Annotated in this window: 21 protein-coding genes; 7 read left to right on the top strand and 14 right to left on the bottom strand. The window is 69.6% G+C overall.

Translation table 11 applies throughout. The annotated features are described in order from the left end of the window. Positions 1-16: 16 nt before the first annotated feature. The 4 genes from ABZ855_RS33780 to ABZ855_RS33765 form a co-directional block, all read right to left on the bottom strand. Positions 17-757 carry a hypothetical protein gene (locus ABZ855_RS33780; protein WP_360813330.1) on the bottom strand — a complete coding sequence of 247 codons (741 nt, stop codon included), beginning with the start codon at positions 755-757 and terminating at the stop codon, positions 17-19. A gap of 34 nt (positions 758-791) precedes the next feature. Then, positions 792-1,619 (bottom strand): ABC transporter permease, encoded by an 828-nt coding sequence (locus tag ABZ855_RS33775; RefSeq protein ID WP_319199542.1) that lies wholly within the window; start codon positions 1,617-1,619, stop codon positions 792-794. A 103-nt stretch (positions 1,620-1,722) separates the two neighbouring features. Further along, positions 1,723-2,694 (bottom strand): ABC transporter ATP-binding protein, encoded by a 972-nt coding sequence (locus tag ABZ855_RS33770; protein WP_360813362.1) that lies wholly within the window; start codon positions 2,692-2,694, stop codon positions 1,723-1,725. Positions 2,695-2,805: 111 nt separating this feature from the next. Next, positions 2,806-4,026 (bottom strand): NYN domain-containing protein, encoded by a 1,221-nt coding sequence (locus ABZ855_RS33765; protein WP_360813329.1) that lies wholly within the window; start codon positions 4,024-4,026, stop codon positions 2,806-2,808. A gap of 236 nt (positions 4,027-4,262) precedes the next feature. Between ABZ855_RS33765 and ABZ855_RS33760 the strand changes: the two genes are divergently transcribed. Next, the gene (locus ABZ855_RS33760; protein WP_319199540.1) at positions 4,263-4,436 is read left to right on the top strand and encodes a hypothetical protein; all 174 of its coding nucleotides are present in this window, start codon (positions 4,263-4,265) and stop codon (positions 4,434-4,436) included. Positions 4,437-4,538: 102 nt separating this feature from the next. On the opposite strand, the gene dnaE is transcribed toward ABZ855_RS33760, so the two are convergent. After that, the gene (gene dnaE / locus ABZ855_RS33755; RefSeq protein WP_360813328.1) at positions 4,539-8,078 is read right to left on the bottom strand and encodes a DNA polymerase III subunit alpha; all 3,540 of its coding nucleotides are present in this window, start codon (positions 8,076-8,078) and stop codon (positions 4,539-4,541) included. Between the two features lie 236 nt (positions 8,079-8,314). Between dnaE and ABZ855_RS33750 the strand changes: the two genes are divergently transcribed. The 4 genes from ABZ855_RS33750 to ABZ855_RS33735 all read left to right on the top strand — a co-directional run bounded on the left by ABZ855_RS33750 (position 8,315) and on the right by ABZ855_RS33735 (position 13,205). Beyond that, on the top strand, positions 8,315-9,640 hold the full coding sequence (locus ABZ855_RS33750; protein ID WP_360813327.1) for a DUF2252 domain-containing protein: 1,326 nt from the start codon (positions 8,315-8,317) through the stop codon (positions 9,638-9,640). 84 nt (positions 9,641-9,724) lie between these two features. After that, the gene (locus ABZ855_RS33745) at positions 9,725-10,426 is read left to right on the top strand and encodes a hypothetical protein (RefSeq protein ID WP_360813326.1); all 702 of its coding nucleotides are present in this window, start codon (positions 9,725-9,727) and stop codon (positions 10,424-10,426) included. A gap of 120 nt (positions 10,427-10,546) precedes the next feature. Further along, complete coding sequence (locus ABZ855_RS33740; RefSeq protein WP_360813325.1) at positions 10,547-11,395, top strand: thioredoxin domain-containing protein; 849 nt, start codon at positions 10,547-10,549, stop codon at positions 11,393-11,395. A gap of 136 nt (positions 11,396-11,531) precedes the next feature. After that, a complete protein-coding gene (locus tag ABZ855_RS33735; protein ID WP_360813324.1) occupies positions 11,532-13,205 on the top strand; it encodes an alkaline phosphatase D family protein in 1,674 nt (557 codons plus the stop codon). A gap of 19 nt (positions 13,206-13,224) precedes the next feature. Here ABZ855_RS33735 and ABZ855_RS33730 read toward each other — a convergent pair whose 3' ends face one another. Beyond that, positions 13,225-13,794: a dienelactone hydrolase family protein gene (locus ABZ855_RS33730; RefSeq protein ID WP_360813323.1), complete on the bottom strand. Its 570-nt coding sequence runs from the start codon at positions 13,792-13,794 to the stop codon at positions 13,225-13,227. A gap of 125 nt (positions 13,795-13,919) precedes the next feature. On the opposite strand from ABZ855_RS33730, the gene ABZ855_RS33725 reads away from it, so the two are divergent. Continuing rightward, a complete protein-coding gene (locus ABZ855_RS33725) occupies positions 13,920-15,020 on the top strand; it encodes a mechanosensitive ion channel domain-containing protein (RefSeq protein ID WP_360813322.1) in 1,101 nt (366 codons plus the stop codon). Positions 15,021-15,117: 97 nt separating this feature from the next. Here the strand turns inward: ABZ855_RS33725 and ABZ855_RS33720 are convergent, their stop codons facing one another. The 4 genes from ABZ855_RS33720 to ABZ855_RS33705 form a co-directional block, all read right to left on the bottom strand. Next, the gene (locus ABZ855_RS33720) at positions 15,118-15,588 is read right to left on the bottom strand and encodes a GNAT family N-acetyltransferase (RefSeq protein ID WP_360813321.1); all 471 of its coding nucleotides are present in this window, start codon (positions 15,586-15,588) and stop codon (positions 15,118-15,120) included. Further along, complete coding sequence (locus tag ABZ855_RS33715; protein ID WP_360813320.1) at positions 15,585-16,529, bottom strand: RluA family pseudouridine synthase; 945 nt, start codon at positions 16,527-16,529, stop codon at positions 15,585-15,587. The genes ABZ855_RS33720 and ABZ855_RS33715 overlap by 4 nt, the downstream gene beginning before the upstream one ends. A gap of 66 nt (positions 16,530-16,595) precedes the next feature. After that, positions 16,596-17,168, bottom strand: a complete 573-nt coding sequence (lspA, locus tag ABZ855_RS33710; RefSeq protein ID WP_360813319.1) for a signal peptidase II — start codon at positions 17,166-17,168, stop codon at positions 16,596-16,598. 63 nt (positions 17,169-17,231) lie between these two features. Further along, complete coding sequence (locus ABZ855_RS33705) at positions 17,232-18,020, bottom strand: TraR/DksA family transcriptional regulator (protein ID WP_360813318.1); 789 nt, start codon at positions 18,018-18,020, stop codon at positions 17,232-17,234. 581 nt (positions 18,021-18,601) lie between these two features. On the opposite strand from ABZ855_RS33705, the gene ileS reads away from it, so the two are divergent. Next, positions 18,602-21,751 carry an isoleucine--tRNA ligase gene (gene ileS / locus ABZ855_RS33700; RefSeq protein WP_360813317.1) on the top strand — a complete coding sequence of 1,050 codons (3,150 nt, stop codon included), beginning with the start codon at positions 18,602-18,604 and terminating at the stop codon, positions 21,749-21,751. 165 nt (positions 21,752-21,916) lie between these two features. Here ileS and ABZ855_RS33695 read toward each other — a convergent pair whose 3' ends face one another. The 4 genes from ABZ855_RS33695 to ABZ855_RS33680 all read right to left on the bottom strand — a co-directional run bounded on the left by ABZ855_RS33695 (position 21,917) and on the right by ABZ855_RS33680 (position 25,124). Then, entirely contained in the window at positions 21,917-23,194 is a 1,278-nt protein-coding gene (locus ABZ855_RS33695) for a DivIVA domain-containing protein (protein ID WP_319199527.1), read from the bottom strand. Between the two features lie 46 nt (positions 23,195-23,240). Continuing rightward, complete coding sequence (locus tag ABZ855_RS33690) at positions 23,241-23,531, bottom strand: YggT family protein (protein WP_319199526.1); 291 nt, start codon at positions 23,529-23,531, stop codon at positions 23,241-23,243. 85 nt (positions 23,532-23,616) lie between these two features. Then, positions 23,617-24,276 carry a cell division protein SepF gene (gene sepF, locus ABZ855_RS33685; RefSeq protein WP_319199525.1) on the bottom strand — a complete coding sequence of 220 codons (660 nt, stop codon included), beginning with the start codon at positions 24,274-24,276 and terminating at the stop codon, positions 23,617-23,619. 128 nt (positions 24,277-24,404) lie between these two features. Then, positions 24,405-25,124 (bottom strand): YggS family pyridoxal phosphate-dependent enzyme, encoded by a 720-nt coding sequence (locus tag ABZ855_RS33680; protein WP_360813316.1) that lies wholly within the window; start codon positions 25,122-25,124, stop codon positions 24,405-24,407. Position 25,125: the final 1 nt, after the last annotated feature.

The raw sequence follows: 25,125 nt of genomic DNA, 5'->3' as shown, positions 1-25,125 counted from the left end.
GGCGAGGAAAAACCCCCTAAACCGGCGGAGCCACAACCTCTTCCGGATCCCGAGGCCCGAACAACCCCGTCAACCCCAGATGCACCACCAACGCCCCCACAGACCACACCAACAACGCCCCCTTCGCCCCCAACTTCAACGGCGCCGAAAACGTAACCCCCTTACCCACACCCTTCGCATGGGCGATCACATCCTGCGCGGGCCCGAGCCAGACCCCCAACCGCCAGGCCAGCACCGACCCCAGCACCCCACCCACCGTCAGCGCCACAACCAACGGCACACCCCCACGCCGCCGCACCAGGAACACCCCCAGCGCACTGACCGCCCCGAAGGCCAGAGCCAGCAGAGTAAACGTTCCGTCGACCCCGGCAGCCTGCTCGCCCTCGCTGTCCTTGACGTACACGACCCACCGGCTGTCGACGATGTCCCCGACGAGCGGCACCTTGGGCGCCAGCCACCACCACAGCAGCCCGAGCAGCACCCCGCCGAGCGCCAGCACCACCGTGACGACGGCGGCCTCCCGCAGTTCGGTCTTCATGCCGGGGCCGTCCTGCCCGTACGCGGGCGCGAACCCACTGCCCCCGGCCGGCTCGGGCCAGAACTGCCACGACCGGCTGTCCGGCCCCTGCTGGAGCGAGGGCTGCTGCTGCAAGGGCTGCTTGGGCTGCTGCTGGGGCTGCTTGTGCTGCGAAGCCTCGTCGCGTTCGTGCGAGGGCTCTTGGTGCGGCGGCGGAGGCGGAGTCAGCGGTGCGGTCACACCGACATCGTGCCAGGCCCGTCCGTGCGGCGCGTCACCGGACGGCCGCCCGACGGTACGCCCAGGTCGCCACGGCCAGCGAGACCACCCCGACGCCCGCGCACACGGCGAGATCACCGAACACGAAGGCCCAGTCCGGGTCGGGCCCGAAGGTCCGGGCGAAGGCCTCCACTCCGTACGTCGAAGGCAGCAGATCTCGCGCGAACCGCACCAGCCCCGGCATCCGCTCCGCCGGCAGCACGCCCAGCAGCAGCGCCGCCGACATGCCCAACTGCCCGAGCAGCGTGGCCAGTTCCGGGCGCGGCGCGAGCAGTCCGAAGGCGGCGCCGAGCCCGGCGAGCGCGGCTCCGGCGAGCGGGATCACCAGGGCGAGCACCCACAGATGCGCCAGCGGCAGCCCGTACAGCACGCACCCGAACACCGCGGTGACCACGGTCCCGGGCACGGTGAAGGAGGCGTACGCCCCCGCGGCCCCGAGCACCACGGCCGCCGGTGGTACCGGCAGGGTGGCGTAGTGGTCGAGCCCGCCGCTGGCCCGGAGCTGCCCGAAGTACTGGGCGAGCAGGTTCAGCGCGACGAAGGCCACGACCAGCACCGAGGCCCCGGCCACCACGGCCCGGGCCTCGCCGCCCCCATCCACGACCCCCCGCATCAGGATCATGATCCCGACGGACTGGAAGGTCGCCACGAACAGCAGCGGAATCCGCGCGACCCTGGCCCGGGACAGCTGCGCCCGGTACACCGCGACCAGCGCGGGCCACAGCCGCGCACGCGGCCCCAGCTCGGCCGTCGCGGGGCGCGCGGGCGTCTTCTCCACGGCCAGGGCGCTGCTCGGCAGCACCTCGGCGGGCACGAAACTCACGTCGAGCTGCTCCTCTTCGTCCCGGTCACGACAGCCGCCCTCTCCCCCGCAAGTCCCCGCACACACACCCGTACGGATCCGAAGCCGCCCACGCTCAGGCCGCTCACGCCTTCACCAGCCCCTGCACGTTCCCGCCGAGCGCCAGGTACACGTCCTCCAGGCTCGGCGTGGCCAGCGTGAAGTCGTCCAGCGCGGTGAAGGCGGCCCCACCGGTGACCGTGGCGACCGCCGCGCGTGCCTCCTCCGGAGCCAGCCGCAGCGTCCACCGGCGCCCCGACTCGACGGCCCGGTCGCGCAGCGCGGCGACCTCGGGGACGTGCAGTGGCGCCGACTCCCGCCAGACCAGGTCGACCCGGACCTCGCCCGCGACCTGCTCCTTCAGCCCTGCGGGCGTGTCACAGGCGATCACGCGTCCCCGGTCGAGGACGGCGACGCGGTCGAGGACCGTCTCCGCCTCGATCACGTTGTGGGTGACCAGCAGCACCGTCGTACCGCGCTCGGCGCGCCGCCGGTCCACCGCCGACCACACGGCCCGCCGGGCCACCGGATCCATCCCGGTCGTCGGCTCGTCGAGGACGAGCAGCGGCCGTTCGCCGACCAGCGCGGTGGCGAAGCAGGCGAGCCGCCGCTGCCCGCCGGACAGTTTGCGGATGGGCCGGGCGGCCAGTGCCGTGAGCCCGAGCTCCTCCAGGACTGCGTCCCGTTCGGCGCGCGCCTGCCGTACCTCCAGGCCGCGCAGTCGCGCGGTGGTCTCCACGGCGAGCGAGACGGTGAGTTCGTCGAGCGCGCTGGACTCCTGGCCGAGGTAGGCGAGGATGCGCGCGGCCCGCTCGGGGTGGCGCACGACGTCGTGGCCGAGGATCTCGACGCTGCCCCGGTCGGGGCGCATCAGGCCGGTGATCTGCCGTACGAGAGTCGACTTGCCGGCGCCGTTCGGCCCGAGCAGTCCGAAGATCTCCCCGCGTCGGACGTCCAGCTCGACGCCGTCGGTGGCCCGTACCTCGGGTGTTCCGGGGGCGCCGCGGCGGCCTCGTACCGCCGCATAGGTCTTGGTGAGATCGCGCACCGCGCACACGACATCGTCACCGTGTCGGGCTGTGTCTGCCGTGCGCGTACTCACGAAGGACGAGAGTACGGGGTGCCCGACTCCGCCTGAAATCCAACCCCCGTCCCGGCGCCCGCCCGCTCACTCCCCGGCGGGCGCGTGCTCCGCGGCCGTACGGACGTCGACCTCGCGCCAGAATCCGGCCCTGATCGCGTACCGGTCGTGCTCGTCGATCTGGTCGTCCTTGTGGGCGAGCAGTCCGAAGCGGGCGGCGTAGCGCAGCAGTTCGCCGTCGATGCGGTGCGGGATACGGGGGTACATCGTGGACAGTTTCTGCAGCTGGGCGGGGTCCGGAAGGCGTTCCATCCAGCGGCGCGCGAACACCTGTCCGACCTCGTACGGATCACCGCCGACCGTGGTGATGTCCTCCTCGCGGTCGGCCCAGCGCTGCTCGGCCGAGGTGAGCTGGGCCAGCGTCGGCATGGACGCGATCTCGGGGGGCTCGGAGGCCACGCCCGGCCGGTCGACCCAGCCCTTGTCGGAGGACCAGCGCAGGGTGGCGCTCGCGGGATGCTGGGCGGGCTGGGCTCCGGGGGCCCGCAGCGCGGCCAGGTCCTTGGGGGTCGGTACGCCCTTGGGCGCGGTCACGCGCTCCTGTGCGCCGTTCTGCGCGTCCGGCGCCGCCGCGTGCTCCTGCTGCTCGTCCGCGGCCCGTTCGGCGCCCTGCCCGAGCGACGACTCGGGCAGCGGGGCGGAGAGGATCGCGGCGATCTCGGGCCGGGGCGCGGGCTGCGGCGCGCAGATCCCGCCGAGTTCCTTGGCCCGTACGGCCTTGGTGATCCACGTACGGTCGAGGACGCGCCGCTCGTCGGCCTCGGCGACCAGGTCCTCGGACTGGTTGTAGTCGCCGTCCGCAGCCTGCACGGCCCACAGGTGTACGGCGACTCCGTGCTCCTTGGCGGCCATCATGCCCGGCAGCAGATCGCCGTCGCCGGTGACGAGGACGATGTCGGAGCAGGCGCGGTTGCGGGCCAGCTCGGTCAGCTCGGCGTGCATGGCGGCGTCGACGCCCTTCTGGGCCCACCGTCCGTCGCTGCGGGTCAGGGCGCCGAGCCGGACGGTGACCCGGGGCATCACGCGCAGCCTGCGATGCTCGGGCTGGGGCACCCGGTCGGGGGCGCCGTCGAACCAGTAGATGCGCAGCAGTGGCCGTTCGGTGTCCGACTCGGCGCGTTCTCGCAGGCCCTGGATGAGGGCGGTGTGGTCGACGGTGATCCGGGACCGCGAGGGCTCCCCGGCGAGAAGACTCGCCGCGGCCCCGAGCAGATACCCGGCGTCCACCAGGACGATGCAGCGGTCCACGCGATCCACCCTCTTTCCGGGAGGTTTGCTTTGGGCTTCCTTCGAGTCTGCCCGACCGCGCGGAGGTTAACGGCCCGAACTCGATCTTCGGCGTGGCGTTTCGCTCGTCGGCGGCGGGTCCCGCCGCACGGCCGCCCTTATTACGCACGGTAATTCTCCGACATGCACGCTTTGTCGGGCCGTGTGAATCTGAACTCGGTCCTGGCCCCTAGATCCCCCTCAGGAGGAAGATCACCATGGCCAAGAACAAGAAGCAGAGTCGCCCGCAGACACAGGCGTCCCAGGCCGAGCGCGGTGCCGAGCAGGCGAAGTCCTCCTCGATGGAGTCGCAGGCCGAGCAGCGCATCAGCCAGGTGACTCCCGGTGACATGGCGCGCAAGGGCCGGCAGAAGCGCTTCGGCCACAACTGAGCCCGCTCGAGTACCACGGGCATCCGCACGACGGGCTGTTGAAGCCCGGGCACAGCGAGGGGCGCACCCGTTCAGGGCGCGCCCCTCGCTCACGTCAGTTGCTCAGCCGGCCAGACAGGACGGTCCGAGCAGCACCTTCAGGTCGCCGAAGAGGGCCGGGTCCGGCTTCACCCGGTGGCGGTCGAGCCGCAGGACCGTCGTCTTGCTCGGTCCCTGGAGCCGGATGCGGACCTCGCTCTCGCCCTTGTGATGGCTGAGGATCTCGCCGAGCCTGCTGATCATCGGCGGGGTGACCTTCAGGGCGGGGATGGTGAGGATCACCGGCGCGTTGGTGCCCGCGTTGGACAGGTCCGGGACCTGGAGTTCCATCGCGACCAGCCGGGGCACGTCCTCCCGCTTGTCGAGGCGTCCCTTGACGAACACGACGGCGTCCTCGACGAGTTGGGTGGACACCAGCTGGTAGGTCGCCGGGAAGAACATGCACTCGATGGAACCGGCGAGGTCCTCGACGGTGGCGATGGCCCAGGCGTTGCCCTGCTTGGTCATCTTGCGCTGCAGACCCGAGATGATGCCGCCGATGGTGACGACCGCGCCGTCCGCGTGCTCGCCGCCGGTGAGCTGGGCGATACCGGCGTCGGCCTTGTCGGACAGGACGTGTTCGAGGCCGAAGAGCGGGTGGTCGGAGACGTACAGACCGAGCATCTCCCGCTCCTGGGCGAGGAGGTAGGCCTTGTCCCACTCGTCGGTGGTGAACTCGACGTCGAGACCGAAACCGGGCTCGCTGGTGTCCTCGTCGCCCATGCCGCCGAAGAGGTCGAACTGGCCCTCGGCCTCTTTCCGCTTCACCGCGACCACGTTGTCGATCATGGGCTCGAAGTGGGCGGTGAGGCCCTTGCGGGTGTGCCCCATGCTGTCGAACGCGCCGGCCTTGATCAGCGACTCCGTGGTCCGCTTGTTGCAGACGACGGCCTCGACCTTGTCGAGGTAGTCGGGGAAGGACGCGTACTTCCCCTTGGCGTTGCGGGACCTGATGATCGAGTCGACGACGTTCGTACCGACGTTGCGCACCGCGGACAGGCCGAAGAGGATCACATCGTCGCCCTGGGCGGCGAAGTTGGACATCGACTCGTTGACGTTGGGCGGGAGCACCTTGATGCCCATGCGCCGGCACTCGTTCAGATAGATCGCGGACTTGTCCTTGTCGTCCTTGACCGAGGTGAGCAGACCGGCCATGTACTCGGCCGGGAAGTTCGCCTTCAGATAGGCGGTCCAGTAGGAGACCAGACCGTAGGCGGCCGAGTGTGCCTTGTTGAAGGCGTATCCGGCGAACGGGACCAGGACGTCCCACAGGGCCTGGATCGCCTCGTCGCTGTAGCCGTTCTTCTTGGCGCCGGCCTGGAAGATGGTGAAGTTCTTGGCCAGTTCGTCGGGCTTCTTCTTGCCCATCACGCGGCGCAGGATGTCGGCCTCGCCGAGCGAGTACCCGGCGATGATCTGGGCGGCCTTCTGCACCTGCTCCTGGTAGACGATCAGACCGTAGGTGACCGCGAGGACCTCCTCGAGAGGCTCCTCCAGCTCCTTGTGGATCGGGGTGATCTCCTGGAGCTTGTTCTTGCGCAGCGCGTAGTTGGTGTGCGAGTCCATGCCCATCGGGCCGGGACGGTAGAGCGCGGAGACGGCGGAGATGTCCTCGAAGTTGTCGGGCTTCATCAGCCGCAGCAGCGAGCGCATGGGCCCGCCGTCGAACTGGAACACCCCGAGGGTGTCGCCGCGCTGGAGGAGTTCGAAGGTCGCCGGGTCGTCCAGCGGCAGGGCCAGCAGGTCGAGTTCGACGCCCTTGTTGGCCTTCACCATCTTGACGGCGTCGTCCATGATGGTCAGGTTGCGCAGGCCCAGGAAGTCCATCTTGAGCAGGCCGAGCGACTCGCACTGCGGGTAGTCCCACTGTGTGATGGTCACACCGTCGGTGTGCCGCACCCACACGGGAGCGTGGTCGACGATGGGCTCGCTGGACATGATGACGCCGGCCGCGTGCACACCCATCTGCCGGACCAGGCCCTCGACGCCCTTGGCGGTGTCGATGACCTTCTTGACGTCCGGCTCGTTCTCGTACATCGCCCGGATCTCGCCGGCCTCGCTGTAACGCGGGTGCGAGGGGTCGGTGATGCCGTTGAGGTCGATGCCCTTGCCCAGGACGTCGGCGGGCATGGCCTTGGTGAGCCGGTCGCCCATCGCGTACGGGTAGCCCAGCACGCGCGCGGAGTCCTTGATGGCGTTCTTCGCCTTGATCTTGCCGTACGTGCCGATCATGGCGACCTTGTCGGCGCCGTACTTCTCGGTCACGTAGCGGATCACCTCGACGCGCCGGCGTTCGTCGAAGTCGATGTCGACGTCGGGCATGGAGACGCGCTCGGGGTTGAGGAACCGCTCGAAGATCAGACCGTGCGGGATCGGGTCGAGGTCGGTGATGCCCATGGCGTACGCGACGATCGAACCGGCCGCCGAACCACGGCCGGGGCCCACCGCGATGCCCTGGCTCTTGGCCCACATGATGAAGTCGGCGACGACGAGGAAGTACCCCGGGAACCCCATCTGGATGATGACGTCCATCTCGTACTCGGCCTGCTTCTGGCGGTCCTCGGGGACACCGCCGGGGAAGCGGCGGGCCATGCCGCGGCGGACCTCCTCCTGGAACCAGGTGATCTCGGTGAAGCCGTCCGGGATGTCGAACTTCGGCATGAGGTTCTTCGCCTCGAACATGCCGGAGGTGTCGATCTGTTCGGCCACCAGGAGGGTGTTGGCACAGCCCTGCTGCCACGCGTCGGAGGAGTCGACGGCGTACATCTCGTCCGTGGACTTCAGGTAGTAGCCGGAGCCGTCGAACTTGAAGCGGTCCGGGTCGGAGACGTTCTTGCCGGTCTGGATGCACAGCAGCGCGTCGTGCGCGCCCGCCTCGTGCGGGTACGTGTAGTGCGAGTCGTTCGTCACCAGGGGCGGGATGCCGAGCTTCTTGCCGATCTCCAGGAGACCGTCACGGACCCGGTGCTCGATCTCGATCCCGTGGTCCATCAACTCCAGGAAGTACCGGTCCTTGCCGAAGATGTCCTGGTACTCGGAGGCCGCCTTCAGCGCCTCGTCGAACTGGCCGAGGCGCAGCCGGGTCTGGAGCTCACCGGAGGGGCAGCCCGTGGAGGCGATGAGCCCCTCGGACCACTGCGAGATGGTCTCCTTGTCCATGCGCGGCCACTTCTGCAGCCAGCCCTCCGCGTAGGCGTCCGAGGAGAGCCGGAACAGGTTGTGCAGGCCCGTCGCGTTGGCCGCCCAGATCGTCTTGTGCGTGTAACCACCCGAACCGGACACGTCGTCGCGCTTCTGGTGCGGCTGGCCCCAGCGGATCTTGCGCTTGTTGCGCCGCGACTCCGGCGCCACATACGCCTCGATGCCGATGATCGGCGTGACGCCCGCCTTCTTGGCGGTGTGGAAGAAGTCGTACGCCCCATGGAGGTTGCCGTGGTCGGACATGGCGATATGGGTCATGCCCATCTCGTTGCACGCGTTGAACATGTCCTTGAGCCGCGCGGCACCGTCCAGCAGCGAGTACTGGGTGTGGACGTGCAGGTGCGTGAACGGCGGCTTTGACACGGCGTGGCCTCCATGGAAAACACTCGGCGACAGGCTGCGGGCAGTCCGGGGGGACAGCGACGAAGTCTATGCCTCGGCACTGACAGCGGGAGGCTGCTCCCCCTACCTTCGTGGGCGGGTCGCGGGCACTGGGGCGTACCTTCGGACGTTGGAGGGACGACGGCATCGTCCGTCCCGCCGGGCGGCCCGTCCGGCCCCATTCGTCACGCATCACCCGCACCAGGAGGCACCCAGCGATGTCGGTCCCGAAGCTCAGCGCCGAGCACCGCGGCGAGGAGATCCTCACCGTCTTCGACACCGCGTTCGGCGAGCTCCTGGCCGCCGATCCGGCCGCGTTCCGCGTGAAGTTCCGCAAGATGGCGGCTTCCGCGTTCGCGTTCTACCGGGGTACGGCGTGCCTCTTCTACCACGACCTGGACGCGGACCGGCGGGGCGGACCGTACCTGGACGACCGCACCTCGCGCGTGTGGATCCACGGCGACCTGCACGCGGAGAACTTCGGCACGTACATGGACGCGCAGGGCCGATTGATCTTCAACGTCAACGACTTCGACGAGGCGTACGTCGGCCCCTTCACCTGGGACCTCAAGCGCCTCGCCGCCTCGCTGGCCCTCATCGGGTACGCGAAGGCCCTCTCCGACGAGCAGATCACCGCGCTGGTGCGCACGTACGCGGGCGCGTACCGCGAGCGCATCCGGGCGCTGGCCACCGGCGCGAAGAGCGACGAGGTGCCGCCGTTCACCCTGGACACCGCTCAGGGGCCGCTGCTGGACGCGCTGCGTGACGCGCGCTCGCTGACCCGGTTCGGACTGCTCGACTCGATGACGGAGATCCGCGACTTCGAGCGCCGCTTCGCGCCGGGCGGCGGCTCCATCGAGCTGGACGCGGCCACGCGTTACAAGGTGCTGGCCGCCTTCGACGGCTACCTGGAGACGCTGCCGGAGTCGTCGCTGACCCGCCCGGACTCCTACCGGGTGAAGGACGTCGTGGGCCGCCGGGGCATCGGCATCGGCTCGGCCGGGCTGCCCTCGTACAACATCCTTCTGGAGGGCGCCACGGACGCCCTGGAGAACGATGTGGTGATCTACATCAAGCAGGCCCAGACCCCGGCCGTCTCCCGGCACATCACCGACCCGGCCATCCGCGGCTACTTCCAGCACGAGGGCCACCGCACGGTGATCTCGCAGCGCGCCCTCCAGGACCACGCCGACCCGTGGCTCGGCTGGACCGAGCTGGACGGGCGCGGCCAGCTGGTCGCCGAGGTGTCCCCGTACGCCGTGGACCTGGACTGGGGCGACATCGACGACCCGGCGGAGATCGCGGCCGTCGTCGCCGACCTGGGCCGGGCCACGGCCACGATGCACGCGGCGGCGGACGACCAGTCCGGCGAGTCCCTGGTGCCCTTCTCCACGGAGCGGGCCATCGACGCGGTGATCGCGGCCGACGAGGCGGGCTTCGCGGACGTCCTGGTGGACTTCGCCCACGAGTACGGCGCACGCGCGCGTCGCGACCACCAGATCTTCGTGGACCTGTTCCGCAACGGCCGGATCCCGGGCCTCTAGAGGTTCCGTCATCGGAGCGTGCACGGGTTCACAGGGACTTTTTAGGGGCCTCTTACGAGAGTCCATGACACACTCTCCTCCGCTATGGACATATCCGGGACCCACCTCAGAGCCGTACGCGCGGCGCTGTTCACGGCACTCGTCGTGACGCTCAGCAGCGCGTCGCACGTGCTGCTGTCCAGGGTCCCGCTGCCGATGGGGACGGTGGCGGTGATCGCCGCCGCCGTCTTCGTCGTCGCGTACGCGCTGGCCGGCCGCGAGCGCGGCTTCGCCCGGATCGCGGCTCTGCTGGTCCCGCTGGAACTGGCCGCCGACACGGTCTTCACCACCGGTCAGACGGTCTGTTACGGCCGGGCGGGCGGCCCGGTCGCCGGTCCGCTGCGCTCGGTCGGCTTCGACGTGCTGTGCGCCGGTGACGGCGTGGGCACCCCGCTGTCCCGGGTGACGGGCGCCGACACCGACCGGGTGACGGCCCTGCTCGCCCACGCGGGCCCCTCCACCGCGTGGCTGCTGCTGGCCGCGCACGTCGGCGTGGGGCTGCTGGCCGCCGCCTGGCTGCGCCGGGGCGAACGGGCCCTGGCCCAGTTGCTGGACTCGCTCACCGCCTCCACCTTCCGCCCGCTGCTGCTGGCCGCCGCCGCGGTCACCGTCCGGTCCGCCCCGGCGGTACGCCGCCTGCCGCGACCGGCTCGCCGCGTCGCCACCCTCCGCACGCGCCTGTTCGTCCACTCCCTGGGACGACGAGGGCCGCCGAGCCCGGGCCAGAGCCCGCTCGCCTTCGCCTGAGCGGCGCCCCCGGCCCGAGCGACAGCGCGGAGCGACGCGCACCGGCAACACCCTCATTCGTTCATTCGTTTCCGCGTACGACGCCCATGACGCGTACGCGTTCCCAGGGAGATCACCAGCATGAGCAAGCGGAACAGCCAGGCGTCCAAGAGCGCGGCACGTGAGCGGCTTCGCGAGGAGCGCGAGCGCCAGGCCAAGCGCGACAAGGCCAAGCGGCAGGTCATCGTGGCCGGTGCCGTCGTCGCCGTCCTCGCGATAGCCGGCGGTATCGGCTACGCGGTCGTGCAGAACAACAAGCCGGGCTACTGGGACGCGGCGAAGGACGAGAAGATCGTCGCGCCGGCCAACACCACGGGCACCGACGGCACGACGGTGATCCTCGGCAAGAGCACCGCGAAGAAGACCCTCAAGCTGTACGAGGACCCGCGCTGCCCGATCTGCGCCCAGTTCGAGGAGACGGTCGGCCCGACGCTGAAGGCGGACTTCGACGCGGGCAAGTTCAAGATCCAGTACATCGGCGGAACGTTCCTCGACGGCGACACCGACGACAACGGGAAGATCGCGATCGGCTCCCGCGGCGAGGGCTCCAAGAACGCGATGAGCGCCATGGGCGCCGCGCTGAACGTGAGCCCGGAAGCGTTCCTCGAGTACAAGACCGCCCTCTACTCGACGAAGTACCACCCCGAGGAGACGGACGACAAGTTCAAGAGCGACGACTACCTGATCAAGGTGGCGGACACGGTCCCCGCGCTCAAGAACAACACGAAGTTCCAGACCGCCGTCAAGAACGGCACGTACGACGCCTGGGCACTGGCGATGTCCCAGACGTTCAACACCAACAAGGACGGCGTCAACGGCACGCCGAGCCTGGTGATGGACGGCAAGAAGCTCACGGCCCCGGGCAGTGACAACGCGCCCATGTCGGTCACCGACTTCAACACCGCGATCGATGCCGCGCTGAAGGCCTGAGCAGCGGGTTCCGGGGCGTTCCCGGCGCCTGTCGTACGGTCCGCCGCTCGGTCCCGGTGGACGATCAGCCGAAGAGCGGGCGAACTTTTGACGTTCGCCCGCTCTTCGGCCTTACCGGTCAGTAATCTCAGCGCCCGTGACCAGTCGACGTTCTTCCTCCGAGTCCATGGGCGCCCGGGTCAACTCCCTCGCCCCACGCCGCCGTACGGTCGTCAAGGCCGCCGCCGCGACCGCGGTGCTGGCCGGGCCGCTGGCCGCCGCGCTGCCCGCCCGCGCCGCCGCCGAGACCCCTGCCTTCCTGCACGGGGTCGCCTCCGGCGATCCGCTGCCGGACGGCGTCCTGCTGTGGACGCGCGTGACGCCCACCGCCGAGGCGATACCCGGGTCCGGGATCGGCCCGGACACCGAGGTGAGCTGGATCGTCGCCCGCGACAAGGCGTTCACGAACATCGTCTCCAAGGGGTCGACGACCGCCACGGCGGCCTCCGACCACACCGTCAAGGCGGACATCCGGGGCCTCGCGCCCGCCACGGACTACTGGTTCCGCTTCTCGGCCGGCGGCACCGACTCCCCCGCCGCCCGCACCCGCACGGCGCCCGCCGCCGACGCCGCCGTGGCAGGACTGCGTTTCGGTGTGGTCTCCTGCGCCAACTGGGAAGCCGGCTACTTCTCCTCGTACCGCCATCTCGCGGCCCGCGGCGACCTGGACGCCTGGCTGCACCTCGGCGACTACATCTACGAGTACGGCACCGGCGGTTACGGCACCCGCGGCACCGTCGTACGCCCGCACTCCCCCGCCCACGAGATCCTCACGCTCGCCGACTACCGCGTACGCCACGGCCGTTACAAGAGCGATGCTGACCTGCAGTCCCTCCACGCGGCGGCTCCCGTCATCGCCATCTGGGACGACCACGAGTTCGCCAACGACGCCTGGTCCGGCGGCGCCGAGAACCACACCGAGGGCGCGGAGGGCACCTGGTCGAGCCGCCAGGCCGCGGCCAAGCAGGCCTACTTCGAGTGGATGCCGGTCCGCCCGGCGATCGCGGGCACCACCTACCGGCGCCTGCGCTTCGGCAAGCTCGCCGACCTGTCCCTCCTCGATCTGCGTTCCTTCCGCTCGCAGCAGGTGTCCACGGGCAGCGGTTCGGTCGACGATCCGGCGCGTACGATCACCGGCCGGGCCCAACTGGACTGGCTGAAGGCCGGGCTGAAGGCCTCGGACACCACCTGGCGGCTGGTCGGGAACTCGGTGATGATCTCGCCGTTCGCCATCGGCTCCCTCACCGCCGACCTCTTCAAGCCCCTCGCCGAGCTGCTCGGCCTGCCCAAGGAGGGCCTCGCCCTCAACACCGACCAGTGGGACGGCTACACGGACGACCGGCGTGAACTCCTCGCCCACCTCCGCGCGAACGCCATCCGCAACACCGTCTTCCTGACCGGCGACATCCACATGGCGTGGGCCAACGACGTGCCCGTGGACGCCGGCACCTACCCGCTGTCCCCCTCGGCGGCCACGGAGTTCGTCGTCACGTCGGTCACCTCCGACAACCTCGACGACATCCTCAAGGTCCCCGAGGGCACCGTCACCGCACTCGCCGCGCCGATCATCCGCGCGGCGAACCGGCATGTCCACTGGGTCGACACCGACCGCCACGGCTATGGCGTCCTGGACATCACCGCCGACCGCGCGCAGATGGACTACTACGTACTGTCCGACCGCACGAAGCCGAACGCCACCTCGGCCTGGTGGCGCTCGTACCGCACGCCCAGCGGCACCCAGCGGATGGAGCGGACGTACAACCCGGTGTAGTACCTACGGGCTGCAGTGCCTACAGGCTGTCGAGGAAGCCGAGCGCCACCCGCCAGGTGGCCTCGGCCGCCTCCTCGTCGTAGTCCGGCAGTTCCGGGTCGGTGTAGAGGTGACCGGCTCCGGCATACCGGTAGACCTCGACATCGGCGCCCACCTTGCCCATCTGGAGATACCAGGAACTCAGCCAGTCGTCGGTCTCGAACGCGTCCGGCTCGGCCACATGCAGCTGGACCGGCAGCTCGTCCACCGACGCCGTCTCGGCGATGTCGGACGTGCCGTGCAGCAGCAACAGCCCGCGCGCCCTGTCGTCGCCCAGCGCCAGCGTCTGCGCGGTCGCGGCACCGAAGGAGAACCCCGCGTACACCAGACCGCGCCCGGAGTAGGGCGCGGCGGCCAGGATCGCCCGCTTGAGCAGCTCGTCCTTGCCTATGGAGTCCTTGAATGCCATGCCCTCCTCGACGGTCTCGAAGGTGCGCCCTTCGAAGAGGTCGGGGGTCCACACCTCGTGTCCGGCCGCCCGCAGCCGGTCCGCCGCGCCACGCACGGCGGGGCGAAGCCCGTAGGTCGAGTGAAAGAGCATGACGTTCATGCACACATCGTGCCAGCCACCACTGACAACGACCCCACCGGCAACGGCCTCCCCAACCGGCATGTGTGCCAGCACACCCGGGGCCACATGTTCATGACCGCCCTTCTACGGTTACGTTCTCCGGCATGGAGAACGTACTGCGCCCGTTGATCGTCCTGGGTGGCTCGGTCGTGCTCACGCTGCTCATCGGCTGGGTCACGGACCGTCTGCTGCGCAAGGCGGACGAACGACAGACCGAGACCCCGTTGTGGGGCCTGCTGCGGCGGGGCCGCGTGCCCTACCAGCTCCTCCTGTGCGCGGCGCTGCTCAGAGGGTCGTACGACCAGGCCGATCTGCTCCCCGGCCACGAGGTCAGCGTCGCCCGGGCCCTGACGCTGGTCCTGATCGGCTCGGCGGCGTGGCTGATCGTGCGCATCTCGGCGGCGATCGTGGACACCACGTACTCCCGTTACGCCCGTGCCCACCGCGACCCGGCCAGGGTCCGCCGGGTCCGTACCCAGGTGTCGCTGATCATGCGGGTGGTCACGGCGGTCGTGGGCGTCGTGGCGGTGGCGGCGATGCTGCTGACGTTCCCGGCGATGCGCGCGGCCGGCGCCTCCTTGCTGGCCTCCGCCGGTGTCCTGGGCATCGTCGCCGGTGTGGCGGCCCAGTCGACGCTGAGCAACATGTTCGCGGGGTTCCAGATCGCCTTCGGCGACATGGTGCGCATGGGCGACACGGTCGTGGTGGACGGCGAGTGGGGCACGGTCGACGAGATCACGCTGACGTTCCTGACCGTGCGCACCTGGGACGAGCGCCGCATCACGATGCCGGTCTCCTACTTCACCTCGAAGCCCTTCGAGAACTGGTCGCGGGGCGGTGCCCAGATGACCGGCATCGTCTTCTGGCACCTGGACCACACCGCGCCCATGGAGGCGATGCGCGAGAAGCTCCGGGACCTGCTGCGCGAGTGCCCGGCCTGGGACGGCCGCGCCTGCGACCTGTCCGTCACCGACTCCACCCCGAGCACCATGGAGGTACGCGCGCTGGTGACGGCGAAGGACGCGGACGACGTCTGGAAGGTCCGGGTGCACGTCCGCGAGGGCATGATCCGCTGGCTGACCGAACAGCACCCGTACGCCCTCCCCCGAGTAAACACGGCGGACGCGACCCCACCCCCGGGCACGCACTTCACCCACCAGACCCGCAGGGCCTACGAAACCCCCCGGGTAGCAGGCCGAACCTGACCCCAACCGGGTAGCCGCCAACGAAGAAGCACCCCCACAGGAGAGCCCCACCCCTCAACGAACTGGAAACGGGCGGTGCGCGGGCGGGAGAAAAACCCTAAAAAAGGCGGCGCATCCCAAGATGCGCAATCCCCGCCTCGAAGAACTCGCCCCCGTACCCCACATAACCGAGCCGCTCGTAAAACCCCGCCGCAGCGGTCTGCGCATGCAGATCCACCGCACCGAGCCCCAGCTCACGAGCCGCCCCCTCGATCCCCCGCACAAGAGCGACCCCCACCCCCGACCCCCGCGCTTCCTTCCGCACCGCGAGCCGCCCGAGCGCCCCCACGGACAGATCACCCCCGGTCCGCCCGGCCGCCGCCGCCCCGTACAGCAACCGCCCCGTACCGAGCGCCACCCCGTCCTCCCGGACGGCCAGCACATGCAGCGCGCCCGCGTCGAACTCGTCGTACTCCAGATCCTCCGGCACACCCTGCTCGACGACGAAGACCTCCTTGCGCACCGCGAAACAGGCCTCGCGGTCGGCGGGGTCCCCGGCGACCCGCACCACGTACGACGGGAGGGTCATCCGTACGTCTCCTCACGCACCCGCTCCAGGGCGGTGGCCAGGTCGTCGGGGTAGTCGCTCTCGAACTCGACCCATGTCCCGTCCCCCGGGTGTTCGAAGCCGAGGCGTACGGCGTGCAGCCACTGGCGGGTCAGGCCGAGCCGCTTGGCGAGCGTCGGGTCCGCGCCGTAGGTGAGGTCGCCGACGCAGGGGTGGCGGTGGGCGGCCATGTGGACGCGGATCTGGTGGGTGCGGCCCGTCTCCAGCTTCACATCGAGCAGGGAGGCCGCGCGGAACGCCTCGATGAGGTCGTAGTGCGTGACGGACGGCTTGCCCTCGGCCGTGACCGCCCACTTGTAGTCGTGCTGGGGGTGCCGGCCGATGGGCGCGTCGATCGTGCCGCTCATCGGGTCGGGGTGGCCCTGGACCAGCGTGTGATAGCGCTTGTCGACCGTGCGCTCCTTGAACTGGCGCTTGAGCGACGTGTACGCGCGCTCCGACTTGGCGACCGCCATCAGGCCGGAGGTGCCGACGTCGAGCCGGTGCACGATGCCCTGGCGCTCGGCGGCACCGGAGGTGGAGATGCGGTAGCCGGCGGCGGCGAGCCCGCCGATGACGGTCGTCCCGGTCCAGCCGGGCGACGGGTGCGCGGCCACGCCGACGGGCTTGACGATCACGACGATGTCGTCGTCGTCGTGCACGATCTCCATGCCCTCGACCGGCTCGGCCACCACCTGCACGGGCGCGGGCGCCTGCGGCATCTCGACCTCGAGCCAGGCACCGCCGTGCACCCGCTCCGACTTGCCGACCACCGAGCCGTCGACCATGACCTTCCCGGCTGCGGCCAGCTCGGCTGCTTTCGTACGGGAGAAGCCGAACATCCGGGAGATGGCGGCGTCGACGCGCTCGCCCTCCAGGCCGTCCGGCACGGGCAGGTTGCGGATCTCGGGAATCGTACTCACCTGTCGAGTATGCCGGACGGGCCCGGCACCCCCGACCGGGCCTGTGGACAAACCCCTCCCGGGCCCTCAGTCCTTGTGGACGGTCCCGTCCGGGTCGAGGCCCTTGAAGGACAGCAGGACGATCAGGATGCCACCGCAGACGATCGCCGAGTCGGCGAGGTTGAAGACCGCGAAGTGCTTGGGCGCGATGAAGTCGACGACCGCGCCCTCGAAGACGCCCGGCGAGCGGAAGATCCGGTCGGTCAGGTTGCCCAGCGCGCCGCCGAGCAGCAGACCGAGCGCGATCGCCCAGGGCAGGCTGTAGAGCTTGCGGGCCAGACGGGCGATCACGACGATCACCGACGCCGCGATGACCGTGAAGATCACGGTGAAGGCCTCACCCATGCCGAAGGCGGCGCCCGCGTTGCGGATCGCCTCGAACTTCAGCCAGTCCCCGATGATCTCGATCGGCGCGTGGTGCTCCAGCTTGGCGACCACGATCATCTTGCTGACGAGGTCCAGGGCGTACGCCAGCGCGGCGACCGTGAACAGGACGAGGATCCGGCGCCTGCCCCGGGGCCGCTCGTCCGGGGTCTCCGGTTCGGCTCCCGCCGCCTCTGGGATGTCCGGCGTACCGATGATGCGCTCCGCCTCTGCCACGTGAGTCCCTCAACCTAGGTTCCTGACTGAGGACGAGAGTACGACACGCCTCCCGGGAAGCGGTCAGTAGCGTCGCTCCTGCTTCTGCTTGCACTCGACACACAGCGTCGCGCGCGGGAAGGCCTGCATACGCGCCTTGCCGATCGCGTTGCCGCAGTTCTCGCACAGGCCGTACGTGCCCGCGTCCAGCCGTTCCAGGGCCCGCTCGTCCTGGACCAGCATCTCGCGCGCGTTGGCCGCCAGTGCCATCTCCCCCTCGCGCGTGATGTTCTTGGTGCCGGTGTCCGCCTGGTCGTCGCCCGCGCCGTCCCCCGAGTCCCGCATGAGACCGACGAGCGACTGCTCCGAGGTCGCGATCTCGGCGCGCAGCCGCACCACCTCGGACTGCAGCTCGGCGCGCGCCTCCGCCACCTCCTCGGGAGTCCACGGGTCCTCACCGGGGCGTACGGCGAGCTCGCCCGGTTCCGCCGCCCCGACGATCCGCGCCTTGGGTACCGCGCTGGGCTTCTTGGCCGCCGTGGCCGTGCCAGAACTCTTCTTCGCAACCACTGTCGTGGCTCCCGTCTTCGTCGCGGCCTCCGCCGCGCCCGCCTTGTTGGCCGTGCTCTTGGCCGTGCTCGTGGCCGTGCTCGTGGCCGTGGTCTTCGTGGAGGTGCGTTTCCTGACGACGGCCTTCTTGGCGGCCGATTTCCCCGCCACCGCCTTCGCGGCCGTCGTCTTCTTGGCGGCGCCCTTCCCGATGGCGCTCTTCTTCCCGTCCGTGCCCTTGCCACCGCCGGAGGCCCCCGCGGCCGTGGATCCCGTGGAACTGCTGGACGCCGACTGCTGTACGGCGGTCTTTTTCGCCACCATGGCCGCGGCCCCTTCACATATTGGGATCTTGCACGCGAATCGTGCTGGGACGATAAATCGACTTGAGTCCCGCGGCAACGGGGCACGTCACCCGATCCGCCCACCCCACCGCTCCCGCGGGGCGAGCCTGCAAGCGTTGTGCCCAGCTCTCCGCCGGGTAATCCGCCGGGCCGGACGTCCCGGAATCCGGACACCCGGACGCGTGCCGTTCGGGTGGCGGGAAAACCGGTCGGCCGCTGTCGGTGGGGCGCCGTACACTGGGCGGAGCGAGAAGCGTGGATGGGGACGAGTAGCGGCGTACGCAGCCCAGAGCGACCCGGGGACGGTGGAAGCCCGGGGGTGAGCGCGACGCGAAGATCACCCCGGAGCCGCCGGAAGAAAGCCGCAGCGAGGCGAACAGCCACCGCCGAGGCCAGTAGACCCGGTATCGCGACCCCAATGAGGGGGCTCAACGGTGCGCACGAGGCACCGGGGGGCCAAGGAGGGTGGTACCGCGGGAGTACGCCGTACACGGCGTCCGGAGAATTCCGGCTCTCGTCCCTCCGACGGAAGGCAGAAAGTCCGCCGGAGGAAGCTCGCTGATGACAACGCCGACGTACCGCCAGGTGCCCGCCCAGGTCGACCTGCCCGCCCTCGAGCACGCCGTGCTCGAGTTCTGGCACGAGCAGAAGATCTTCGCCAAGAGCCTCGAGCAGTCCGAGGGCCGCCCCGAATGGGTGTTCTACGAGGGCCCGCCCACCGCCAACGGCATGCCCGGCGCCCACCACATCGAGGCCCGCGTCTTCAAGGACGTGTTCCCCCGCTTCCGCACCATGCGCGGCTACCACGTGGCCCGCAAGGCCGGCTGGGACTGCCACGGCCTCCCGGTGGAACTGGCGGTCGAGAAGGAGCTCGGCTTCTCCGGCAAGCAGGACATCGAGGCGTACGGCATCGCCGAGTTCAACGCCAAGTGCCGCGAGTCGGTGACCCGTCACACCGACGCCTTCGAGGCGCTCACGACCCGCATGGGGTACTGGACCGACCTCCACGACCCCTACCGCACGATGGACCCCGAGTACATCGAGTCGGTGTGGTGGTCGCTGAAGGAGATCTTCAACAAGGGCCTGCTGACCCAGGACCACCGCGTAGCCCCCTGGTGCCCGCGCTGCGGCACGGGCCTGTCGGACCACGAGCTGGCCCAGGGCTACGAGACGGTCGTCGACCCGTCCGTGTACGTCCGTTTCCCGCTCACCTCCGGTCCCCTGGCCGGCGAGGCCGCACTCGTCGTCTGGACCACGACGCCCTGGACCCTCGTCTCCAACACCGCGGTCGCCGCCCACCCCGACGTCACCTATGTCGTGGCGACGGACGGCACCGAGAAGCTGGTCGTCGCCGAGCCGCTGCTCACCAAGGCGCTCGGTGAGGACTGGCAGCCCACCGGCCAGACCTTCACCGGCGCCGAGATGGAGCGCTGGTCCTATCAACGTCCGTTCGAGCTGGTGGAGTTCCCGGCGGACGTCCCCACCCACTACGTGGTCAACGCGGAGTACGTGACGACCGAGGACGGTACGGGTCTGGTCCACCAGTCCCCCGCCTTCGGTGAGGAAGACCTCAAGGTCTGCCGCTCGTACGGCCTGCCGGTCGTCAACCCCGTCCGCCCGGACGGTACCTTCGAGGCGGACGTCCCCCTCGTGGGCGGCGTCTTCTTCAAGAAGGCCGACGAACAGCTCACCGAGGACCTCCAGCAGCGCGGCCTCCTCTTCAAGCACATCCCGTACGAGCACAGCTACCCGCACTGCTGGCGCTGCCACACCGCGCTCCTCTACTACGCGCAGCCGTCCTGGTACATCCGCACCACCGCCGTCAAGGACCGTCTCCTCCAGGAGAACGAGAAGACCAACTGGTTCCCGGACACGGTCAAGAACGGCCGTTACGGCGACTGGCTGAACAACAACATCGACTGGGCGCTCTCCCGCAACCGCTACTGGGGCACCCCGCTCCCGATCTGGCGCTGCGAGGAGGACCACCTCACGGCCGTCGGCTCCCTCGCGGAGCTGACCGAGCTCACGGGCACCGACCAGTCGGGCCTGGACCCGCACCGCCCGTTCATCGACGCGGTCACCTTCGCCTGCCCCCAGGGCGGCTGCGGACAGACGGCCACGCGCGTGCCGGAGGTCATCGACGCCTGGTACGACTCGGGTTCGATGCCGTTCGCGCAGTGGGGATACCCGTACAAGAACAAGGAACTGTTCGAGTCCCGTTACCCCGCGCAGTTCATCAGCGAGGCCATCGACCAGACCCGCGGCTGGTTCTACACGCTGATGGCGGTCGGCACCCTGGTCTTCGACAAGTCGTCCTACGAGAACGTGGTGTGCCTCGGCCACATCCTCGCCGAGGACGGCCGCAAGATGTCCAAGCACCTGGGCAACACCCTGGACCCGATCCCCCTGATGGACCGCCACGGCGCGGACGCGGTGCGCTGGTTCATGGCGGCCGGCGGTTCCCCGTGGGCGGCCCGCCGCGTCGGACACGGCACCATCCAGGAGGTCGTCCGCAAGACGCTCCTCACCTACTGGAACACGGTCGCCTTCCAGGCCCTGTACGCGCGTACGTCGAACTGGGCGCCGTCGGCGGCGGACCCGGCCCCGGCCGACCGCCCGGTCCTGGACCGCTGGCTCCTGTCCGAACTGCACGCGCTCACCGACCAGGTGACGCAGTCCCTGGAGGCGTACGACACCCAGCGCGCCGGCAAGCTCCTGTCGGCGTTCGTCGACGACCTGTCCAACTGGTACGTCCGCCGGTCCCGGCGCCGCTTCTGGCAGGGCGACAAGGCCGCGCTGCGCACCCTGCACGAGGTCGTCGAGACGGTCACGCAGCTGATGGCCCCGCTGACCCCGTTCATCACCGAGCGGGTCTGGCAGGACCTGGTGGTGCCGGTGACGCCGGGCGCCCCGGAGTCCGTCCATCTGACGACGTGGCCCGAGGCGGACCTGTCCGCGATCGACCCGGAACTGTCGAAGCAGATGGTGCTCGTACGACGGCTGGTCGAGCTCGGCCGTGCCACGCGCGCGGAGTCGGGCGTGAAGACCCGGCAGCCGCTGTCCCGCGCGCTGGTCGCGGCGGCCGGCTTCGACAGCCTCGACCGGGAACTGCACGCGCAGATCACGGAGGAGCTCAACGTCACCTCCCTCGCGTCCCTGTCCGACGTCGGCGGCTCGCTGGTCGACACCACCGCCAAGGCCAACTTCCGCGCCCTGGGCAAGCGGTTCGGCAAGCGCGTCCAGGACGTGGCGAAGTCCGTCGCGAACGCCGACGCGGCCGAGCTGTCCCTCGCTTTGCGCGCGGGCACGGCGTCGGTGGAGGTCGACGGCGAGACGGTCACGCTGGCCCCGGACGAGGTCATCATCACGGAGACCCCCCGCGAGGGCTGGTCGGTGGCGTCCGACTCGGGCGCGACGGTCGCCCTCGACCTGGAGATCACGGAGGAGCTGCGTCAGGCGGGCCTCGCCCGTGACGCGATCCGGCTGATCCAGGAGGCCCGCAAGAACAGCGGCCTCGACGTGGCGGACCGCATCGCACTGCGCTGGTCGTCCACGGACCCGGCGGTCACCGCGGCCCTGGCCGAGCACTCGGGCCTGATCGCCGACGAGGTCCTGGCGACGGACTTCGGCGGGGGTGAGGCGGACGACACCTACGGGGACCCGTTCACCGACGAGGGCCTGTCGCTGACGTTCCGCCTGCGCAAGGCGTAACGGCCGCACGGAGAGCGCGTACGAGGGCCCGGTCCCGCCAGAACCTGGCGGCACCGGGCCTTCGGCGTCCTCGGCGGGCGAGGGGCCACGCAAAAGGGCGGGGCCCCGGAAAAATCCGGGGCCCCGCCCTGAACGCCGACGACGCCTAAGGCGTACTAGAGGCCGTCAGTTGTCGTCCTCGTCGATCAGGAAGCCACGCATCGGTGAAGGAGCCTGACCCATGGGAGACGGGCCCTGCGGCCGGACCGGAGCCATGGGCTGGGTCATGGCCGGGGACATCTGCTGCTGGCCGCCGTAGGACGGGGCAGCAGGGCCGGGACCACCCATGCCCTGGTTACCGCCGTACGACGGGGCACCGGCGCCGGCCGGAGCCATCGAGGGCGCCGGGGACGGCGGCAGGGAGGCCGTGGCGGGAGTGCGCGGCGGGGCCAGCGAGTCGTCGGCCTGGGTCTCCAGCTGACGCAGCTGCGACTCCAGGTAGGACTTCAGGCGGGTGCGGTACTCGCGCTCGAAGCCACGCAGATCCTCGACCTTGCGCTCCAGGGTGGCGCGGGCGGACTCCAGGGAGCCCATCGCGACACGGTGCTTCTCCTGGGCGTCCCGCTCAAGAGCGTCGGCCTTGGCACGGGCGTCGCGCTCCAGGCCCTCGGCGCGGCTGCGTGCCTCGCCGACGATCTTGTTGGCCTCGGAACGAGCCTCGGCGATCGCCTGGTCGGCGGTCTGCTGGGCCAGCGAGAGAACACGCGCGGCGCTGTCGCCACCGGGACCCTGACCGGGGCCGCCCATCGGGCCACCCATGGGACCGCCCATCGGGCCGCCCATCTGCTGCATCTGGCCCTGCATCTGCTGACCGGGCATCTGCTGCATCTGGCCGGGCATGCCGCCCTGGCCCATCTGACCCTGCATCGGACCCTGGCCCATGGGGCCCTGACCCATCTGTCCCTGCATCGGGTTCTGGCCCATGGGGCCCTGACCCATCGGGCCGGGACCCTGCGGACCGCCCTGGCCACCGGGGCCGGGGGGCAACTGCGGCGCACCGCTGGGCAGCTGGGGCGGGCCACCCATGGGGCCACCCATCTGCTGCTGCGGCGGGCCCGATATTCCGGCGGGCACCGGGCCGCCCGGGCCTCGCATGCCCTGCTGCGGCATTCCCTGCTGAGGCATGCCTTGCTGGGGCATGCCCTGTTGCTGCATACCCTGTTGCTGCATGCCCTGCTGGTCCTGCTGTTCCGGAGGCTTGCGCATGCCCTGCTGCTGGTTCTGTGCAGCGGCGCGCGTGGCAGCGGCCAGCTTGGCGCGCAGGTCCTCGTTCTCGCGGAGCAGGCGGGTCAGTTCGGCTTCGACCTCGTCGAGGAACGCATCGACCTCGTCCTCGTCATAGCCTTCTCGGAGGCGGACGGTCGTGAACTGCTTGTTCCGCACATCCTCGGGGGTCAATGGCATCTCTTCACCTCAACGTAGTCGTCGGCATTCGGCAAGACCGTATCGTTCACACCAACACCGACCTGACGACGGTGATCAGGATGTACACGATGATCATCAGTACGAAGAAGGACAGGTCAAGCGCCACGCCCCCGAGACGCAACGGCGGGATGAACCGCCGCAGAAGCTTGAGCGGTGGATCGGTGACAGTGTAGGTGGCCTCCAGAACGACCACCATCGCCTTGCCGGGCTGCCATGAGCGGGCGAACTGGAAGACGTAGTCCATGACCAACCGGAAGATCAGCACGATGAGGAAGCACATCAGCGCGATGTAGAGAACCTGTCCAACCACGCTCATGATCCGCGCTTACCTCTCCCCTGTTTCCATGCTGCTGGGTACTACTACTGGTATTGCCTGATTACTGCTGTTCCGGTCGTGCGTCTCAGCTCTGATTGAAGAACCCGCCCTCTGCGATGCGGGCCTTGTCCTCCGCCGTGACATCGACGTTAGCAGGCGACAACAGGAACACCTTCTGCGTCACCCGCTCGATGCTGCCGTGAAGACCAAACACCAAACCGGCCGCAAAGTCGACAAGTCGCTTCGCATCTGTGTCATCCATCTCAGTGAGATTCATGATCACAGGGGTGCCCTCACGGAAGTGTTCCCCGATGGTACGGGCCTCGTTGTACGTCCGGGGGTGAAGCGTGGTGATCCGGTAAGGCTCTCGTTCCGACACGACCTTGGGCATGATCACCGGTGCGTTCTTCTCCAGGCTCTGGCGTTCTTGTGTGATGGACGCCACGGGCGCGATCCGCGCCGGACGCCCGGAATCCGCACCGAGCGAAGCGGAATGAGGCACCGGATCACGCGGAGCGGACGGCTGCACCACTCGTACCGATTCGTCCCTTTGTGACTGGTGCGGCTGGTGGGACTGATGCGAACCGTGCGGCTGGTGCGAGGGCTCACGCCGCCGCAGGTCGCGCTCGGGCTCCGGATCGAGTTCGGGCTCGAAGTCGTCATCGGGGTCGAATCCCCGGCCGTCGTACCCATCGTCCTCCACGAGGCCGAGGTAGACCGCCATCTTGCGCATCGCGCCGGCCATGCTCTGAGTCCTCCGCTCTGTGGTGGATCGACTGACGAATGCCAAGTGCCCGCGATCCACGAGGTCGTTATGCCGCCTCTCGGCGGTAATGACCATATTTTCTGCTGTGGTCCGACTTCCTGGCGACGTTACCCGAGCCTGGGACGGACTCCGAGTACCGCACTGCCGACGCGTACATGTGTCGCCCCGGCCGTCACGGCCTTTTCGAGGTCCGCACTCATCCCTGCGGACACCATGTTCGCAGCCGGATGCCTGCGGCGCATAGCAGTCGACAAATCCATCAGCCGCTCGAACGCCTCAAGTTCACGTCCGGCGTACGGTCCGGTCAGCGGTGCGACCGTCATCAGCCCGTCGAGTCTGAGCCCCTCGGCCCCGGCGACGAGGTCGGCCAACTCCTCGATCCCGCCCGGCCCCACGCCCCCGCGCTCCCCCCGGCCGCTCTCCCCGGCGTCCAGCGCGACCTGGATCAGACAGCCCACCTCGCGCCCCGCCCGTACGGCCTCCTTGGACAGCCCGGTGACCAGCCGGTCGCGGTCGACGGACTGCACGACACCGGCGTAACCGACCACGGAACGCACCTTGTTGGTCTGCAACTGACCCACGAAGTGCCAGGTGAGCGACAGATCCGCGCATTCCTGGGCCTTGGGTGCCGCGTCCTGGTCACGGTTCTCGGCCACATGCCGCACACCGAGCTCCCACAGGATCCGCACATCGCTCGCGGGGTAGGTCTTGGTGACGACGATCAGCGTCACCTCCTCCCGCTTGCGGCCCGCGGCCGCGCAGGCCCCCGCGATACGCTCCTCGACTGCCGCCAGATTTGCGGCGAGTTCGCCCTTACGGTCCGTCATG

Source organism: Streptomyces sp. NPDC047042, assembly GCF_040644035.1.
In the GTDB taxonomy this organism is placed as follows: domain Bacteria; phylum Actinomycetota; class Actinomycetes; order Streptomycetales; family Streptomycetaceae; genus Streptomyces.
This window is presented reverse-complemented; position numbering and strand designations above follow the sequence as displayed.